Below are 20,154 nucleotides of genomic sequence, written 5' to 3' on the forward strand. Positions count from 1 at the left end.
GGCTTCGGCCGGAAATTTTACCAACATGACTCTTTCACAAATCAAAATCCACAATTTTCGAAACATTGATTATGCTGAATTATCATTATCAAATCATTTCAATTATATAGTTGGTGATAATGGTAGTGGAAAAACCAGTCTACTTGAGGCTATTTATATGCTTGGCCATGGCCGAGCATTTAGACATATTCAATCGAATAGAATCATACAACATGAAAAGCCTGAGTTAGTTTTATTTAGCCAAATAGAGTCATCTCAACAAATTCGCACAATAGGATTATCAAAAACACGAAATAATGATAATACGATAAAAATCGATGGTGATGAGGGATTTCGATTAACTGACTTAGCTAAGCTATTACCTATTCAACTTATTACTCCAGAAGGATTTGATTTACTTACTGGTGGTCCCAAATATCGTCGAGCGTTTATAGACTGGGGATGTTTTCACCATTACCCAGAATTTGTATCACTATGGAACAATTTAAAACGATTATTTAAACAAAGAAATGCGTTATTAAAACAATCTTCTAACTATAATCAATTATTACCTTGGGATAAAGAACTAATACCAATTGCCGAAAAAATCAGTCAAATTAGAGCAGATTATAGTCAAAATATATTTCCGCAAATTATAGAAACTTGTCGGAATTTTTTACCTGAGTACCAACTAAATTGCCAATATTATCAAGGTTGGGAATATGGGATGAATTATTCTGATATTTTATATAAACAATTTGAGAGAGATAAATTCATTAATTACACTTCATTAGGCCCACATAAAGCCGATATAAAATTACGTATAGATAACATTCCAGTAGAAGATTTGCTATCTCGTGGACAATTAAAATTACTCATGTGTGCATTACGTTTATCACAAGGTGAATATTTTTCAGAGAAAACTGGGCTATCTTGTATTTATTTAATAGATGACTTTACTTCTGAACTGGATCAAAATAAACGTAATCTATTAGCTAAGCGGTTAAAATCAGCTAAATCTCAAGTTTTTATTACTGCGGTTAATCAAGAACAAATTACCCATATGATCGATGAAAATGATAAGATTTTTCACATAAAATCTGGTATAATTTCTTAAATATATAGAATGATATAAATAATTAAACAAGTCGAGAAATCCATGTCTAACTCTTATGATTCTTCAAGCATTAAAGTACTTAAAGGACTTGATGCGGTTCGAAAACGTCCAGGAATGTATATTGGTGATACTGATGATGGTACAGGCCTTCATCATATGGTTTTTGAAGTGGTAGATAATGCCATTGATGAAGCATTAGCGGGTTATTGTCACCATATCGAAGTTACTATTCATCCAGATAATTCTGTTTCAGTACGAGATGATGGCCGAGGAATTCCTACCGGCATCCATGAAGAAGAAGGTATTTCTGCAGCAGAAGTTATTATGACCGTTTTACATGCTGGTGGTAAATTTGATGATAATTCATATAAAGTATCTGGTGGCTTGCATGGTGTTGGTGTCTCGGTTGTAAATGCATTATCGGATAAATTAGAATTAGTTATTTACCGTGAAGGTAAAATCCATAAACAGACTTATCATTTAGGCGTGCCAGAAGAACCACTTAAAGTTATTGGTGAAACAACTGAATCTGGTACTTATGTTCGCTTCTGGCCAAGCCCAGAAACTTTTTCTAATATTGAGTTTGTCTACGATCATTTAGCTAAAAGATTACGTGAATTATCATTTTTAAATTCTGGTGTTTCAATAAAACTTACAGATGAACGAACGGGTAAAAGTGAACACTACCATTATGAAGGTGGTATTCAAGCTTTTGTTGAATATTTAAATAAAAATAAAAATCCAATCCATCCAAAGATTTTTTATTTTAGTACTGAGAAAGACAATATTGGTGTCGAAGTTGCTTTACAATGGAACGACGGCTATCAAGAAAATATCTATTGTTTTACCAATAATATTCCTCAACGTGATGGCGGTACCCACTTGGCTGGCTTCCGTGGAGCGATGACGCGTACATTAAATAACTACATGGAAGCTGAAGGATATAGCAAAAAAGCTAAAATCAGTGCCACTGGTGATGATGCACGTGAAGGACTAATTGCAGTAGTATCAGTAAAAGTGCCAGATCCTAAATTTTCATCACAAACCAAAGATAAATTGGTTTCGTCTGAAGTAAAATCAGCAGTTGAATCAGTGATGGGTGAAAAATTAGCTGAGTATTTACTGGAAAATCCATCGGATGCCAAAATTGTGGTTGGCAAAATTATTGATGCCGCTAGAGCTCGCGAAGCAGCACGAAAAGCGCGCGAAATGACACGCCGTAAGGGTGCATTAGATTTAGGTGGCTTACCTGGTAAACTAGCTGACTGTCAGGAAAAAGATCCTGCATTATCAGAACTTTACTTAGTGGAAGGGGACTCTGCGGGTGGTTCTGCAAAACAGGGACGTAACCGTAGAAATCAAGCAATTTTACCGTTAAAAGGTAAAATCCTTAATGTTGAAAAAGCCCGTTTTGACAAAATGCTTTCGTCTCAAGAAGTTGCAACTTTAATTACTGCTTTAGGTTGTGGTATTGGTCGTGATGAATATAATCCAGATAAAATGCGTTATCACAGCATTATCATCATGACCGATGCGGATGTGGATGGTTCACATATTAGAACTTTATTGTTAACCTTCTTCTACCGTCAGATGCCTGAAATTATTGAACGAGGTTATGTTTATATCGCACAACCACCACTTTATAAAGTTAAAAAAGGCAAACAAGAACAATATATTAAAGATGATGATGCAATGACTCAATTCCAAATTGCTCTAGCTTTGGAAGATGCATCACTACATGTTAATGATCATGCCCCAGCTTTAGCCGGTGAAGCTTTAGAAAAATTAATTGCTGAATACCAAAAAGTTGAAAAACTAATTACTAAAATGGAACGTCGCTATCCTCGAGCGTTGCTATCAGAATTAGTCTATCAAGAAGTATTAGATGAAGATATTTTAAAAGACCAACAAAAAGCTGAACAGTGGGCAAAATCAATTGTTGAAAAATTATCAAATAAAGAACAACATGGCAGTAGCTACCATTATAGTGCCGATTACAATGAAAAAGCAGAGTTATATATACCTGTAATCAAAGTAAGAACACATGGAGTTGATACCAGTTATGCTTTAGATCAAGTATTTATTCATAGTAATGAATACCGAAATATTTGCCATTTAGGCTCACAATTGAAAGATTTACTGGAGGAAAGTGCATTTATACAACGAGGCGAACGAAAACAACCAGTAAGCTCATTCGAAGAGGCTGTTGATTGGTTAATTCGAGAATCTCGCCGTGGATTAACTATCCAACGTTATAAAGGTTTAGGAGAAATGAACCCCGAACAACTATGGGAAACAACCATGGATCCAACCAGTCGTCGTATGTTGCAAGTAACCATTAAAGATGCAATTGAAGCAGATCAATTGTTTACCACATTGATGGGCGATGAAGTCGAACCTCGCCGACTATTTATTGAGGAAAATGCATTAAAAGCAGCTAACTTAGACTTCTAATAACAATTATTTAATCAATAAAAAACCAGACATCCTGTCTGGTTTTTTTACCATTTTTAATAGTTATTTTTATTAAAGATAACTATTGATTAAAATCTAGTTCAAATCATTCGGCATTATCAATTTTATTTATCTGTTTACTGGCAAACAGGACGATTAATTTTTAAATCAGATACCGCTTTATTCATCTGTCTAATCATATCTTTAGGACTTTGTGCAATATAAACTTTACCTCGAGTAGCATTAGCTACACAATCTATTTTATGTTCACCCGCTATATCAACGATATTTATCTTTAGTCGAGGTTTCTGAGCTGCAATATAATTAGCTAGTGTGCAAATATTATTCCTTGAGCAATTATCATCACCATCACTAATTATAAGGATATAATCATCTCGTTTTACACCATCAAGCATCTGGCTGGCTTTTTGTAACCCGCTATAAAGCGGTGTACCTCCGCCACCAGCTGCACTTGGTGTTAATCGATTAATTTTACTTTTTAAAGCGCCTCTGCCCGAATAATTATAAAATGGCGTTGTATCAGCTGCAGGACAACTATTTAATGCCACTAATGCTATATTAATATTTTGTTGAATTTTATCGATACTAGTCAATGCCACTTTTTTACTGGTTGATAAACGAGTCGGTAGTCGAGACATCCGTTTTTCATACGCAATTCTTTCTGATGCAGGCATATAGCTAGGGTAGCCATGGGTTAGATAATTAAAATATTGCTGAACTTGTGAAGGAGGCTCTGCTAATGTTACCGTCATTGATAAAGAATTATCAAAGATCAACGCCATTTTGGATGGATTAGAATTTTTTACCAATTCTTCCTTAGTAATACAATTTGGTGGATTTTTTACTTTTGGCGCTGGTTTAGGTTCTGATTTGCTAACCGACTCTGGTGTTGGGTCAGGTACAACTACAGGTTGTGGCTCTGAAACCTGTGGTTCTGGTTTCAATTCAGGTTTAGGTTTAATGACAAGTTCTGGTTGTTTTGCAAATTCAACGGTTAGTTCAGTTTTTTTCGGTTCAATTGGTTGTGTAATCGCTGGTTCGACGATTGGTTCCACCTTGCTAGTCTTTTTAAAAGGATTAAAAAAGAACCATAACAAACCTAAAATTAATAATAAAAATAAAACCAATATTAAGGTATACCACCATCGCCAAAAACCTTTTGGCGCAACAATAGGAGGTTCAGGAAATACAATTGGCTCAAAAGTATCAATAATAACTGGTTCATTATTGATCACATAAATTTGATTATTTGGACTTTTAATTCTTGCTAACCATGAAGAAACTAAATTTCTTTGTTGATTATTTAAAGGAATTAATTTTACAGTTGTTTCAATATCATTGATTCGAGTATGTAAAGCATCTTCAATTACTGCTTTTTGCGAGGCGTCATTTATATCATTAAGTGATATAGGTTGACCTTCAAGGTTTGTATACCAAGCAATATATTGGTTATTTTCTATTAATTTTGGTGAAGCAAAAATTGAAAATGTTCTTGCTGTCAAATGAGGTTTAAGTATCGAAAGTAAAGAATTATACTGTTCCAGTGACTGCATCTTGTCTACATTATTATGATCAAAAGCAATACGAGTTATTCTTTGCATCTCTAAACTTATTCCTTATTACTAAAAAATTAGTATAAAAGCCCATTGGTTAACTAATATATTTTATTTACAAATAGGTTTACTAATATTCATATCTGAAACGGCATTACTCATTTGATTGATAAGCTCGGTTGGATTTTGAGCTATATAAACATTACCGCCAGTGCTTTTTGCTACACAATCTATTTTATGCTGTCCAGCAATATCAACAATATTAATTTTTAAACGAGGTTGTTCTGTAGCTATTTCATTAGCAAGAGTACATATATTACTTTTAGTACAATTATCCTCACCATCACTAATAATTAATATATAATCATCACGATTAATGCCATCAAGCATTTTACTGGCCTGTTTAACACCGCTATATAATGGTGTGGCACTATTATATTCTAATGGCTGCAACCGTTTAATTTTACTTTTTAATTTTTCTCTATCTTCATAAGAATAGAATGATGTAGTTTGTGCAGCCGGACAACTTGTTAGCGTTACAAGTGAAACATCTATATTTTGTTGTATTTTATCAATACTGGTTAATGCCACTTCTTTACTACTTGATAAACGATTAGGTAATCTGGTCATTTTTCTTTCATAAGCTTCGGCTTCTTTTTCTGTCATCGAATAGAAATCACTTTTTAAATATTTATCGATGCTTTCTTGTGATTCCATCAAGGTTAAAGTCATTGAGGCTGAATTATCAAATATCATCACCATTTTAGAAGCAGACTTATTGTTAGTTAATTCTTCTTTAGTTATACAATTCTTAACTTCCGTTACAGGTTCTGTTTTTGGTTCTAAAGCATTGGGTTGTTCAACTACAGGAGTTGATTCAACTTCTTTTTTTTCAGTATTTTGCGAAATTATTGGTAGCGTATCTGATACTTTTTCTTTGCCATAAGGACAAAAAAAGTACCAAACAAGACCAATTAATATAATTAAAAACAGTACAAGCAATAAGAAATACCACCAACGCCAAAATGATTTTGATGTTGGTGGTATTGCGGTAGGTTCAGGTAAAATCGGAGCTTTAAATGAATTAACAATAACAGGTTCATCATTAATTACATAAATGGTATTTCCTGAGTTTTTTATTCTCGGTAACCATGCAGATATTAAAGCTTGTTCCTCTCTTGTCAATGACATTGATTTGATTACGAGTTCAAGGTCATTAATTCGTGTATTCAGCGTTTTTTCTATCTGTTTTTTATGTTCTTCATTTTCAATATCATTGAGTAAAATAGGTTGCCCTTCTAAATTACTATACCAACCAATATATTGATTATTATTAATTAACTTTGGCTGGGCTAAAATTGAAAATGTTCGCTCAGTTAAATTATCCTTTAGCAATACTAACAAAGAATTATATTCTTTTAACAAAGAAATCTTATCCGATTCACTCTGATCAAATATAACTCTTGTTATACGTTGCATGGCTAAATTATTTACCTAAATTTAAAGCTTTTTGTAACTGTTGAAGTTTTTTATTTAACTTATCTAATTCAACTTGTTTTTCAAGTTCAGATGAATTGGAATTGTTAACTTTCTTCAACTGTTGCTCAATATCATTAACTTGTGCTTGTAAATCATCACGATTTTTTGCTTTATCTTTGACTTCTTTGGTGAGCTTGGTTAATTCAGTTTTTAATTTTTGCAACTGAGCTTGTTTTTGTTTTACACTCAGTGACGTTGAGTTTTTCTGTTTCTCAATGGTTGCATAAATTTCTCGGAACTGTGCATTAGCTCGTTTTTCGTCCGCTAATATCTGTTCTTTTTTATCAATACGAGCTTGATAGTTACCTGAATAATTGCAACTAATTTTATCCATAATACCAATGTTAGTATTAGTTGGGTCACATTGTTCTGGCGTTGTCGAACACCCCGTTATAAGTAACAATGGACTAAGTAAAAATATAATAGATATCTTTTTCATAATTAGCTTACCCTTACAGCTGAACGTTGTTGAGTAACAAGATTAATTTGTTTTTCAAGTACCGCAATTTGTTTATGTAACTGATTAATTTCTTTATCAAGTTTTGACACATTTACACCTGATTGTCGTTCTTGTGAAGAAATTGAAACCCAATCATTTTCAACTTTTTTCATGCGTGATAATTTATCTTTCAAATAAGCAATGTTAGCGTCTATTTGAGTCAGATCTTTTTGGGCCTGTGTTTTAGTGACTGATTGAGAATTAATTTGTTTATTTAACGATTTTAATGTTGCCAAGTTTTTATCTAAAACAGCTCTCGCACTTTCAGTTATAGCTTGGACTTCATAGGTATTTTGCTGAACATCTTGAATATAAACATCAAGTCGCATTTCAGCATCAGCATATTCAGCTCGTTTAGTATCAAGATAATAATTGGCCCCCATCATTACCCCACAACCAACAGCGGCTGAAGCAAGGCATGCCCCGGTTTTACCACCCAATAAAACACAACCAATACCACCGATTCCGGCACCTATAGCACAAGACTGCCATGCTGATTTACTAAAAAATTTGGCGCTATTACTTTTGCTTAAAGCTGGATCAACATCTTTTGAACTTGCACCACCTGATGCTTGACAACCTGATAGAATCAAGGAGATACACAAAGTTATTGTTACTATTAATTTATTCATTATTACTTTCCTTTTATTTCATTACACGTCTCAAGCCAATTTGTTCGGTCGATCTTCCCTGATTCAATATATTTATTAATATGTTTGAAATAGAGTTTTAAGTAATCGCTCATATTAGCTTTACCACTATTTTCAAGTATAAATTGCGTAGGTTTAGATTGATTATTAATAATATCCTTATCATAATTTGTTGCAGTATTTACAATAGTATCTGAATAGTATTTTAATATAAAATCACGTGCATTTTTAGACTCATTTAGGACATTATTTAAATCATTTAGTTTCACTTTGGAACACATATTATCTTCATTCAATGTCTCTATTTCATTTGGATCACATACCTCATTAATCATTGTTTCATATAAATTATTATTATATTCAAATTTAGCATTTAAATCGGAAACATTAGCACATAAAAAAGCACCCAATTGTAATGCTGATTGAATAGAGCGATCTCTTTGTTCATCACGAGCTTGATTGGCACTACGTAAAAGAGCATTAAGTTGATTTAATTCTTTTTTAGTTTTTTCATCATCAACTTGCTTGGTAATTTTTTCTAACTCACTAACCACATTATCATCTTTTGAAAGACCCGCTTGGTTACCCAGTTCATTCCATTCTTTGTCGAGTTCTTTTACTAGCTCATTCGACTGTATAACTTCAGTTGTATAAACTAAACGAAATCCGACATCTTTGCTTTTATAAGCACTTTGAACATCATAGTAAGGTTTTTCTATTTTTAACGAAGTAGTTATTGATGCTTCAGGCGTTAAATAACTTCCTCCACGAACAGTAATACCTCCTTGCTGACCATGATAACGATCAAGTTTATTCATTCTAAATGAATCAAACATCATTTCACTCGCATTACCCAAAATATCATAAAGACCAAGCGGATTGGCTTCTAACCGACCAATAAGTTGTAATTTACCATTGGCTGATTTTGCACCAGAAAACCAAGCATAATTTTCTAAACTATTCCCCATAGGAAATTTTGATTCACGAAATTCTGACTCAGTAACTTTAGCACCACCTCTTGCAGCGTATTCCCATTCAGTATTCGTTGGTAAACGAAAATAACCTTTTGGAACATCATTTGATCTATTTTTTGTTTGTTCAATTAACCAACGATTATATTTATCCGTAAAAGCCACGGCATCAAACCAACTGATGTCAGTAATAGGAAAAGCAAGATTCGTTTTAGCTGTTGGGCAATTATCATTCATAACAGATTGATATTGAAGAGCGGTAATTTCATATTTGCCAATAAGATAATATCTTTCGGCACCTCCATCAGAAAAACTACCTGAGATATAATTAGGTGTTGCATACTCAGCGAAACCAAGTTCTTTTTGGTTATTACCTAAAATAATTTTAATATCATCTAATGGTTTACGTGTTGGTGTAAAGACTTTTTTCATTACCAGACTACCTTCACATGGCATAGGTAGAATAACATCATCATTGTCAGGTTTAGGATTATAAAATTTACTATCCCAAGGCTGAGCATATCCAATACTAGGAATAAAACTGAAAGCAATTACCCAAAAAATAGGATTAAACTTACGCTTCACGTAGGCTTTCTGCTGGTTGAATACTAATGGCACCTCGTCCTCCTATCGCAACAACAATGAATGATATCAATAGTGTTAATATAAATGCGATAATAAAATGATAAAATTGTAATTGACTAACAATTGGTTGTGAAACTAAATTTTTACCTAAAACGAGATTAAATGCACAATTTCCTAATAAAAATAGCAAACATGATACGATAAAAGCTAAGCAGCTTAACGTCATTGCCTGCATCAGTAAATAGAACATAACTTGCTTAGATTTAAATCCTATAAGCCTCATGAAAGCAATATCTTTACGTTTTCGCTCTATATTAGATAAAAATGAACCACTAAAAGATAATATACAACCAAAAATTGCCGTAATAGCAATCACACTAAAAATAAAACCTAATACTCGGTCAATGGCTTGCATATTTTCAATCGCACTAGCCTGAGTTCTCGTCTCTATATTTTTTTCACGTAATTTAAATGCTAAAGGAGCAACATCATCAAGTGAATCAGCATAAATTCGGGCTCTTGCAAATGAATCCGGATAGGTAAAATTAACTAAACCAGTTCCTGTTGGAAAAGTTTCACTTTGATAACCATCATAGAAATGTTCCATTTCAATCAAAAGGTCTAAACTGATAAAACCAGCAGCTCGACTATAATAAACTTCAGGAATAATGCCAATAACCTCTAATTCAGTTATCCCTTTTTCCAATTTACCATCTAGTTGTCTGGTGATGACCATCTTTATTCGATTACCAATTTTTATTTGCATTTTCTCAGCAGCTAAAGAACTCAATAAAATTTGGTCTTTTTTATCAATCAAAGGCATATCTTGAGTTATTGGATCACCTTTTGCGGTTGGAATAATTTCAGCATTATTAACAAAATGACTTGAATCATTAAGCAAATCAGCTTGAGTATTCAAAGAACGAGTAAGCGGAATAACAAACGCCGTTTCAGGTTGCTTTGCAATCCAATCAAACATTTGCTGATTAAGTTGTAAATTACCGACAATTTTTATCTCTAAATTTTGTGGATCATTAAGTAACTGATGGCGCAGTTGAGCAACAACTCCATATTTTAAACTAAACAATAGTAACAAAGGGGTAATAACCGATATTACCGCGGCAATTATACAAAATGATACTTTCTTGTCATAGCATAAATCTGCCAATGATAATCGAGTAATGAATCCCCATTTTGCTGTTACTTTATCCATCTCTTATACCTTACTCTATAACGGTAGAAATTCTGATGACTGGGTTGAAGTTAATTTTGCCGATAACGTGAACAACCCTTTACTTTCAATGCGTTGCCAATCATGAGTGACAATCATCGCGGCAATATTATCTTGTTGAGCTTGCTCTATAATTAAATCAAATAGTAAATTAGCATTATAAGGATCAAGTGCAGAAGTTGGTTCGTCGGCTAACAGTAACGCAGGTTTATGAATAATCGAGCGTATGAAAGATGCTCGTTGTCTTTCACCTATTGATAACTGTTTAGGATATTTATTTAACAAATGACCAATATTCAATTTATCAATTAAGTAATCAAATCTGGTAGTATCAATATTTTTTTGTAATAACTTCGCTGATAATAAAATATTATCTTTAATATTTAAAAACGGTAATAATCCACCTGTTTGTAACATAAATCCCAAATATTTTGCTCGTATAGTCGCTAATTCATTCACATCATTGCGTTGAATCACATCAGCAATATCGTAATTTTGATTATCAATCATAAGATGATAATGGCTGATTTCATCAGGCTGTAAGATCATACCGATCATTTCGAGTAAAGTACTCTTACCACAGCCACTATCACCTTTAATGACAACAACCTGACCGGCTTGAACCGAAAGTTCTGGTAGGCAAACTTTAAAAAAAGATTTGCCTATCGGCCTAGAAATTACCAAGTTATGAATAGTTAACATTTTATGGCAACATTTCTAATGGTACAGGATAGACATTTTCACGTGGATCACTACCTTCAGATAGTGAAATCCAACGATCAACATCAGCATTACATTTTTGATAATAACGGACTTTGCTATTTAGATTACGAATAAACTTTTCTTGTTCAATTCCACTCATACTTTTCCATGTTTCTTGGTCAAGACCTGTTACATCACTTTTATAGGGAATATTATCTAAATATTCACCAAGTAAACCTAAATCAGCAATCTTAGTGACTGAGTCTGATTTTAATTTATTTGGATCTTGTCCCATTGCCGCAGCAACAGAACGTAATTGTGAAAACATATCATCGGCTGAAATTAATCCATCATTAGCTGCATTAGCAATCTTAGTCACAATATCACTCAAATCACTTAATTGTGATTTAGTTAACAAAATTCGCGGTTCCGCAGTTGGAATTGTCGGTTTAATAAAATCTTTATCAGCAATCCATGCTTTGAAAACAGTTGGCGCTTTAGTTCCTTTAGTATCACCTAGATAAGCTAATTGCATCGCCTTACTCAATAGTAAAGCATCTTTTAGCATATTAGAGTTATCATCATCTTTAGCATTAAGCGCATTACCAACTGATGATTCACCTTTATAAGCTAATTTAACTTGCTCTGATAAAGCTTGTGCTAATGAATCTACTTTCTTTCCAAACTCATTAACATCACCAGCATTTACTGGATAATATAATGATTTATGAATAAAATCGTTATAAGTTAAGTCAGAATATTGAGCTGCGGCAACTTGATGATCCTTTTCACCACTTTTTGTTTTTAAATGTAAGGCATAAATTGCAACCCCTTTATGTTGTGCTTCAAGTCGCAATTGGGCAGCATCCATACCGGTGCTTGAAAGTTTATCATCACCAGGAATAGCGCTGGCATCAGTAATCAAAATCATATATCGAGCGCCAAAACTATTCCAATTAATATCATTCAATGCTTGCGATACACCAGCATAAGAGTCTTCGGCAAAATAAGCAGTGGATACTGATGCCTGTTTGAGTGAAGCACTCAACGCTTTAAAATCATCTTTATTTTTTACTTTATTTGGATCTGCAAAAACTTTACTAACAAACTCTAATTTATCTGAGACTTTTAAACTTGAACGAAACGAAATCAAACCAAATTTAACTTGATCTTGTAAATGTTCTTTTTCAATATGTTGATAAACTCTTTCCACCGCTTCTTTGGTCCTAGAAATATAAGGATCCATTGAAATAGTTGAATCAATAACAAATACAATAGCAGCCTTAAACGGTGCAACTTGATTACTGTTATCATCAGAAGATGAATTCGTAGATTTGTTATTATTTTTAACGACTGTTTCTTGTTTACTAACCGAAGCAACCTCTAAAATTCTTTCATAAAAACCTTGACCATTCATTACCTCTTCACCCTGTAAGATAGGTAATAAATAAAAATTACTTTTAAAATCAATAAATTCTTTAGGTTCTTGAGCCACCACTTGTGGTGCGACTTTATTCTCTTTTAATGCATCACGAATAGGTGTTATTAATGTTTCCGGTTTATCAGCATCAACAATTGTTGATAAAGAAGCTTTATCTTTAAAAAATAATAAAGGATCACGTTCAACAGGATTAGTAAAAACTAAAGTCAATTGCATATTCCAAGCAACAGCACAGGAATTATTAATCCAACCAACAGTTTTACCATATGAATCAGGTCCGACATTTAACCATTCTTGATTATTTTCGTTTTTACGTTCGTACACATAATAACGAGAAAAAGCAGGTACTGATTGACCAGTAGCATCATTAATATTTTTTTTCAACTCACAAGTTGGTGTACTCAAGACTCGCTGATAAAGTGTTGTTTTACCGGCTTGCTTTAATGGTTCTAAAGCCGAACTAACCAAAGGTAAGCAAGTCAGGCTAAATCCGAAAATCAATGTTGAAATTACTGTTTTTTTCATACCTGCACCTTAATTATTTTTGTAATTCTGCTAACCGTTCTTTAGCCAACTCATTATTTGGATCATTATTTAATGACGTTTCATACCAATAAATTGCCGTTTCTTTATCAGCCTTAAAACACTGGTTATCTTGATAAAACTTCATATCGTATTCTTTCGCATAAAGTAGAGCCACTTTGGCATTCAATAAAGATTGATTTGCATATAAACGCTGTGCGATATTACATTTATTAGCTTGTTTGGCCTGATTTATGATATCAATTACGGTGTCAGTATCAGGTTTACTCTGTAAACATTGCTGAATAAAAGATAAATCATCGGTTGTAACATTAGCAACATTACATTGACTATTACTTTGAGTTAAAGACGTTAAAGGATTTTTACCTTGAGAGAATAAGAAATACCATACTCCAACACCAATCCCAGCTAAAGTTAGCAGAATGACAAAAATAATAATAAACAACCCTAATTTACTTTTGGTTTTAGCGGGTAGTGGTGATATTGCTGGTGCAGGCGTTACTTCTATTTCCGTTTCTATCTCTTTTTCAGGCTCTGCTTTTACCTCATTTTCAATCTCAATTATTTGTTCTTCGGTTTCTGGCTCTACAGATTGAGAATCATCAGATTCAACAAGATTAGAAGTTACTTTATCCGACTCTAATGTATTTTGTTCAATCTCATCAGATATTGATGATTGGGTATTTAAAGCAGATGAAGGGAATACTGTTTCAGCAATACTTACCACTCCTCTATCAATATAATTTTGATTCTGTTTATCACGAATTTCGATAAGGAATCTAACACGATTTTCTTGAGATAATAAAGAATCAACTAGCCATTCACCAACTAGGCCACTTAATTGTTCATTATCGACAGACATGTTAGTTACAGTATGCCAATTCTTTTCCGGACCCCATTGATTCAGTCCAGACAAATAATAACCGTCTTGGTTACGTTGAATAAGCAGATCAACATCAGCACTACCACTCCATTTTTGAGCCAAAAATTTAGCAATGCCTGGTTTATCGCCTTCTAATTCAATTCTTAATGCCATGATATCCTCTATTTCATCACTATGATTGTATCAAATGGTTTGGTACATATTTCATAATGTAAGGTAGTTTTAAAACTACCTTATTGTTATTAATAATTATTAAATTATTGTCATTTAATATATTCACAATAATACTAATGTATTTGTGATTGCTTAAAACAAGTTAAAATTTCACCAAGTCGAGCATTTTGTTCTTGACTTATTTCACGGCCAGCATGGTGACCAACATTTTCTTGAGCAAGCGTTGCAAAGGCAATAAACCAATCAAATATAGCAAACTGAGAATAATTTTTAGTCTTATCATCAAGTACCGGTAATGGATGTGACAATTGACTTGAGAATTGACTCAATGGCGATGAAAATATCGGCTTACCTTGATTAACACGGCTAACAGGGATATTACTTGTTTGCCCAGGAATAAAACCAAGCCATGCAATAAAATCAGCCAATAACATATTAATAGAGCTAACCTGCCGAGACTCAAGATCATCACGCTTACTACCTACATTTTCATTAGCTAAAACTTTTTCAGTTAAGCTTGTATCAAGTTTCAAACGGTTAGCACCAGTAATCAACTCTTCAACAATAAAAGAGAGTGCTTTCTGATCAATACTGAAAAATTGTAGAATATGTTTATCTAATACAATATTTCTTAAATGTTCTAGCCATGCAGTAAACACATTTTTAGCAAATTTTGATTCGCTAGCGATATTAGCAACTACCTGAGGTTGTAAAGGTGAATTTACTTCCGGAAAAAGTTCAAAGTCGGTATTTAAACCAAAATCGTTTGAAGAATTATCGATTACGTCATCACCGCTAGTATTGCTGATATCATTATCCATATGGCTAGAATGATATAGAGCTCGAATAGTTTGATCCGGCAATTCTAAAACTTTAAGTAATTCACCTAATAATAATGCTTTTCCCTGTAGTTCTTTTACAACATTATTAATTATCTGTTTTTTCTTACCTAATTCTTCATCGCTACCAGCTTGATACCAAGTATCAAAACGCATATTGATAATATAATCAATTTGTTCATTAAGTTGTTCAACAATCCGCTGTTGTTTAACTTCAGTAATGGCGACTTGTTCTAAATACTGGCTAATTCGGCCAATGCCACCATCATTTAATTTTAACATCGCATCCCACGCTTGATCAGGAGCGTTGACATACTCTTGAATATCTGGATTTTCAACGAATGTATTTTTCAACATTAACATTTCTTGTCGATAATTTTCATTGTAAGACAATTCAATATTTGCTTTAGCATCGACATTTAAAAATGGTACGTCAAATCCTGGTTTACGGACCAAAAATACATTGTTAAATTTACCATCATTTGACCAATTGGATAGCCAATCATAACTACCAAAACGTTCTAAAATGGTTTGCTGTAATAAGCCACCTTTACCCCAAGTATTTCTTAAATTGTCTTGGGATAACGACAATGATGCGCCAATTCGTTTATCAAACATCGTGATAGCCCATAGTAATCCAGCTTTCTTTGTTGCTCTTTTATCAGCTGTTTCGCCTTGGGTTTTATCAATCCATCTTTGTAATACTGGACCAACATCATTAACATCTGATTGTTTATCCGATGGCGTACAAACTACCAAAACATTCATCTCTTGGCTATCAGTGTATTTTTCAAAAAGATAAGCGACTTTACCGCGTAATAAAAGTTGAGCGATAGGATTACCTTCTTTGACATCAGAAATAGAAATTAAATTTAATCGACCACGATATCCTGGGAAATCAAGCAGATCGACATTCTCAAAAGTAGGTACACGAGTTTGATTCACTAATGGGAAGATCAATTCTGCAGTTAAAAAGGCTAATTGCGCTAATGATATTGATGTTGGCACTCCATTAAGTGGCGTAACTGTTACCGATGAATCATTTTCAGTATTTAACCTTTCAAGCATATCGACATTCATGATGCTATCAATCTGTGATTTAGTACCATCACCATTGTCCTTAACTAACACGGTGAGGGGCGCATAAATGGTATTTACATGATTTAAGCTTAATAAGGTTGTCGCCAATTGAATATAAATTGCTGTAAGTTCACTGATACCACCCCATAACACAGAAAATAAAGCACCACGGTCGGTAATCGAAAGATAAGGTAACAATGACATGGCTTTTTCCCAATAACCACCTTTCAATCCTTCAAGTGAATTGCCAAAATTTTCAGATAAATAATCATATAGATCAACGATATCATCTTCAGTTATACCGCCGGTGTAATCAGCTTGCTTTTTACTTTCGATACGTTGAATAAGTTGATTTAACTCTGAAAACTCAACTTTATTGATAACTTTTTGTTGATCAAAATCTTTAAAATAGGCATTAATTAGGATTTTAACAATTTCTATTTCTTGAAATAATTTCAACTCTAATGGATAGTTGGCAATACCACCTTTGGCTGTCCGACTAAACCGAGTAACAAGTCCGGTTGCCTCTTTACCTCCACCGACAGGATTAACGTGATCAATAAAATCTAAAACTTCATTATCAACTACTGTTTCAAGTTTACCATTTTCACCGGCTGCTAATGCTGAAATAAGATAAGATTTACCTGCTTGTGACAAACCAAAAAAACCGACCGCAACGGATTTAGTCGACACATCACCTAAACGTTTAGCACTATTACGTAATCGGCGAAGATCAAGAATTAAATTATCAGCTTCATTATGCAAACGTTTCGATGAATCTCGGGTTTGATTGACCCATTCAATTGCCTGTGCTGATGCTTGATAAATCTGTTCCCAAGATTTAGGAAGTTGTTCGTTTAAATTTTTCATCGTTTTATCATTCCACTATCAAGCCAATATTGTGTGCTAATTAGGCCAGAATTAACCATTGTATTTAGACTAAGCTTTATATCCTTGGTTTTACTGCAAGCACGTCCATCAGAAGCTTTGACATCTTTAATATAGAAATTCTCAACTGTTTTTTGTCGATTTTTTATTCCTAATGTTACTTCTAAAACTACTCCTTCAGCACTTAATCTTTTAGCCACATCACTATTTTCAATAGTTAAAATATAAATTGCTGAGGCAGGCCAACGATCAATTTCTAACTGTTTGAAACCAAGTCTTGTTGTGCCTCGAATTTCAAAAGAGATCTCAGGAAAATCATAATCAGGATCATCTAAATCGATATCTTGATAATAAATATTTTCTTTTTTTATCATATTTAGATTATCTAATAGACCAATATATTTAACCGTTGAATACAAATCCATATTGGCGGATCTAAAATAAAAATTAGCTAATCTTAGGTTTTTACTTAAGAAACATAACATGGCTCCAACTGCTGCTGTTGTTTTAGGATCATCAATGCGCTCTTGTTTATGGAAAGGATACCAGCCACCGGTATAATAACCATGTAATGGTAAAACACGCCCTGCTGGAATAGATAAACGAGAACGGAAATAGCTTTGTACACCAGGTAAACGAGATGGTCGACCGGTCAATAACAATACATCACATTGATAACAGCTAATAATTTCAGATAAGGCATCGAATGTTTTACAAATATTATAATAATCACCACGAATAAATAAGTGATGAATACGTTTAAGATTTATTTCAACATTTAAATCAAGAACGGAAAATTCAGGATTATTTAGAGCTCGACGAACCGGTTCATTAATAAAATTAAGAACATTATCTGTCATCACATTATTTCGTAATAACTCACCAAAAGTCATGTTATACACATGTTTTTCGGAATGTAATGGTTCATAAAGTTCATATAGTTTTAATACCTGTAATCCGACAGGTGTAAATAACTGTAAAGTTAATTGTTGTCGTAACACAGCATCTTGAATTGATACCTGCTGTGAACCAATAATTGTCGATAAAATCGGATTAGGATCAACAAGTCCAACCTGTTTTAATCCATTAGTTAATGAAGATAAAACTGTATCTTGGATGATATCAAGCAAAATATCATCACCTGCAACTTTAAAGCCATCACGAAAGCGTTGAGTTGGAACAAGGTAAGCATTACTACTATTAAGTTGTTTATTGGCTCCATAATCCAGTTCGTAATCATTGATGACCAAATCTGTTGTTCCACCACCAATATCAACTGTGGCAATTGTTAGTTTTTGTTTATTGGTTTTGTCTGGTCGTACCATTGAAGCAATAAATTCTTCTGAACGACCATTATAATTGTTCTGCGTTTCGTTAAAGAGATAAACAACTTGGCCACAGGTTGCTTCGTCCCACTGAATATAAACTTCAGGAATATTTGGCCAAATACTTTTCAATTGTTCAGGATTACTAAAATCAATATTATCTTCAGAATTATCCCAACCTAAGCTTTTCCAAACTAGGCCAATAGCTTGATAAACACAGCTTTTAAATATTGCTTGTTCTGGTTTAGGCATTGCCGGGGGAATGGTAAGAATAATAGAACGCAAATTACGCGGTGTTCTTGCGTGTTCAAGCTTGTTGCGTTGAGCGACACTATTAATTTGCATTAGAGCATGCATTAATACTTCACATAGCATAAATGTCATTAGTGAACTACGTGAATATTTTGGGTGGAAAACGGGTATTTTTCGGTCAAATTCTTCCTCAATTTCATTACTGAGGATATGCAGTGCTTCACCATACTCATTAATTAAACTTGAAAATGGCTCTGCGGTAGCAAATGGCTCATGATCACTTTTGACATAATGAGAATTAAATCGCCAACCTTGCTCATACTTTTCTTGATCCCATAAATAACGTTTCGGGCTTGAAAGTCCGGTAGCACCTTCATTCCCTTCGCGGCGACTAGCTAAACGGCTCGCTTCTTTTCCAACCCGAACAATACTTGGCCAGCGGAATGTATCTCGTCTACCACTTTGTAGTGAAAAATGTTCTTTACCAAAAAAAGTTTGCGCAAATTCTACTCGACTTTCGAATGGTTCATTATAGATATGTTCAGGCTGGGTTAAATCTCGAATTTCAAGCTCATAACGACGATTTAAACTATCTTTATCTTGAATATGATCTTCTATTAAAATGCCACATGTTCTTGAGTTACCAACATCTAAAATCATATCAACAGGAATCGATTTAATCACATCATCTCGATTATTCGAGACAATTTTAATTTTTGGTAACTGTAATGAATCAGCAAGCAAACTAAGAATATTTAAATAATGACCATAATAAGCTTTATTAGCTATTTCTAAATCAATATCGTCTTTATGTACTTTTAGACGTTCTGGTTGAGGCGCTAATTCTTGGAATAAATCAATCAACCAACTGGTGATCCATTTTTGCTCTAAATACCATGAAACTTGATCCGAACGATGAGCTAAACTAAATACGGCACCGGTTTTTACATCATTTTCCGTTGGTGCTAAATAAGCCACATCCTGCATATTGGTAAAAATTTTTGTATCAAAGGCAAAAGTAATACGATGAGTATTGCCATCTGGATCTTCACCTTCAGGAATATTAACAATTCGCACTCGACTCCAGTTATGAGGTCCTTTATCGAAGCGCTCTGGCGGAATTGATCTGAGAATTGGAACTGGCAACCAAATACCATCATATAGTTTTAAGGATTGCTCAACACTAATCTCTTGAGTAGGTGTGACAGCAAAAGAAAGATTATCTGGTGCAAAAAATTTACCATTATCGATATCTTCAATTAATCTAACTAACGCTCCACTTTCTGATGGATCAATAAAACAGCCATTAACTTTACTGCGCCATTGATTATCTTTCCAATCTATTTTTAATGCAAAATCAAGAAATTGAATCCCACTATTCATGATAAGTGTAACTTCTTGACCGTAGTTGCGTATTTCTGGAAGCAT

General features: G+C 33.5%; 13 protein-coding genes. 2 read left to right on the forward strand and 11 right to left on the reverse strand.

Annotated features, from left to right (window positions below):
• The first annotated feature begins 25 nt into the window (after positions 1-25).
• On the forward strand, positions 26-1,096 hold the full coding sequence (gene recF, locus H3T83_RS06145) for a DNA replication/repair protein RecF (protein WP_065577837.1): 1,071 nt from the start codon (positions 26-28) through the stop codon (positions 1,094-1,096).
• Between the two features lie 42 nt (positions 1,097-1,138).
• Entirely contained in the window at positions 1,139-3,550 is a 2,412-nt protein-coding gene (gene gyrB / locus H3T83_RS06150) for a DNA topoisomerase (ATP-hydrolyzing) subunit B (protein ID WP_034901905.1), read from the forward strand.
• 137 nt (positions 3,551-3,687) lie between these two features.
• Here the strand turns inward: gyrB and H3T83_RS06155 are convergent, their stop codons facing one another.
• The 11 genes from H3T83_RS06155 to H3T83_RS06205 form a co-directional block, all read right to left on the reverse strand.
• A complete protein-coding gene (locus tag H3T83_RS06155; protein WP_198215358.1) occupies positions 3,688-5,172 on the reverse strand; it encodes a VWA domain-containing protein in 1,485 nt (494 codons plus the stop codon).
• A gap of 63 nt (positions 5,173-5,235) precedes the next feature.
• On the reverse strand, positions 5,236-6,603 hold the full coding sequence (locus H3T83_RS06160) for a VWA domain-containing protein (RefSeq protein ID WP_198215359.1): 1,368 nt from the start codon (positions 6,601-6,603) through the stop codon (positions 5,236-5,238).
• A 7-nt stretch (positions 6,604-6,610) separates the two neighbouring features.
• The gene (locus H3T83_RS06165) at positions 6,611-7,102 is read right to left on the reverse strand and encodes a hypothetical protein (RefSeq protein ID WP_198215360.1); all 492 of its coding nucleotides are present in this window, start codon (positions 7,100-7,102) and stop codon (positions 6,611-6,613) included.
• A 2-nt stretch (positions 7,103-7,104) separates the two neighbouring features.
• Positions 7,105-7,794 (reverse strand): hypothetical protein, encoded by a 690-nt coding sequence (locus H3T83_RS06170; protein WP_034901913.1) that lies wholly within the window; start codon positions 7,792-7,794, stop codon positions 7,105-7,107.
• A gap of 2 nt (positions 7,795-7,796) precedes the next feature.
• Complete coding sequence (locus H3T83_RS06175) at positions 7,797-9,401, reverse strand: SUMF1/EgtB/PvdO family nonheme iron enzyme (RefSeq protein WP_198215361.1); 1,605 nt, start codon at positions 9,399-9,401, stop codon at positions 7,797-7,799.
• A complete protein-coding gene (locus tag H3T83_RS06180) occupies positions 9,358-10,581 on the reverse strand; it encodes an ABC transporter permease (protein WP_198215362.1) in 1,224 nt (407 codons plus the stop codon). The genes H3T83_RS06175 and H3T83_RS06180 overlap by 44 nt, the downstream gene beginning before the upstream one ends.
• A 15-nt stretch (positions 10,582-10,596) precedes the next feature.
• Entirely contained in the window at positions 10,597-11,301 is a 705-nt protein-coding gene (locus tag H3T83_RS06185) for an ABC transporter ATP-binding protein (RefSeq protein ID WP_198215363.1), read from the reverse strand.
• A 1-nt stretch (position 11,302) separates the two neighbouring features.
• Positions 11,303-13,267 (reverse strand): vWA domain-containing protein, encoded by a 1,965-nt coding sequence (locus H3T83_RS06190; protein WP_198215364.1) that lies wholly within the window; start codon positions 13,265-13,267, stop codon positions 11,303-11,305.
• A gap of 13 nt (positions 13,268-13,280) precedes the next feature.
• Positions 13,281-14,321 carry a hypothetical protein gene (locus H3T83_RS06195; protein ID WP_198215365.1) on the reverse strand — a complete coding sequence of 347 codons (1,041 nt, stop codon included), beginning with the start codon at positions 14,319-14,321 and terminating at the stop codon, positions 13,281-13,283.
• 134 nt (positions 14,322-14,455) lie between these two features.
• Positions 14,456-17,131 (reverse strand): putative virulence factor, encoded by a 2,676-nt coding sequence (locus H3T83_RS06200; RefSeq protein ID WP_198215366.1) that lies wholly within the window; start codon positions 17,129-17,131, stop codon positions 14,456-14,458.
• Positions 17,128-20,154, reverse strand: a complete 3,027-nt coding sequence (locus H3T83_RS06205) for a virulence factor SrfB (RefSeq protein ID WP_086321209.1) — start codon at positions 20,152-20,154, stop codon at positions 17,128-17,130. Before H3T83_RS06205 ends, H3T83_RS06200 begins: the two co-directional genes overlap by 4 nt.

Source organism: Gilliamella sp. M0320 (genome assembly GCF_016101635.1).
Classification (GTDB): domain Bacteria; phylum Pseudomonadota; class Gammaproteobacteria; order Enterobacterales; family Orbaceae; genus Gilliamella; species Gilliamella apis.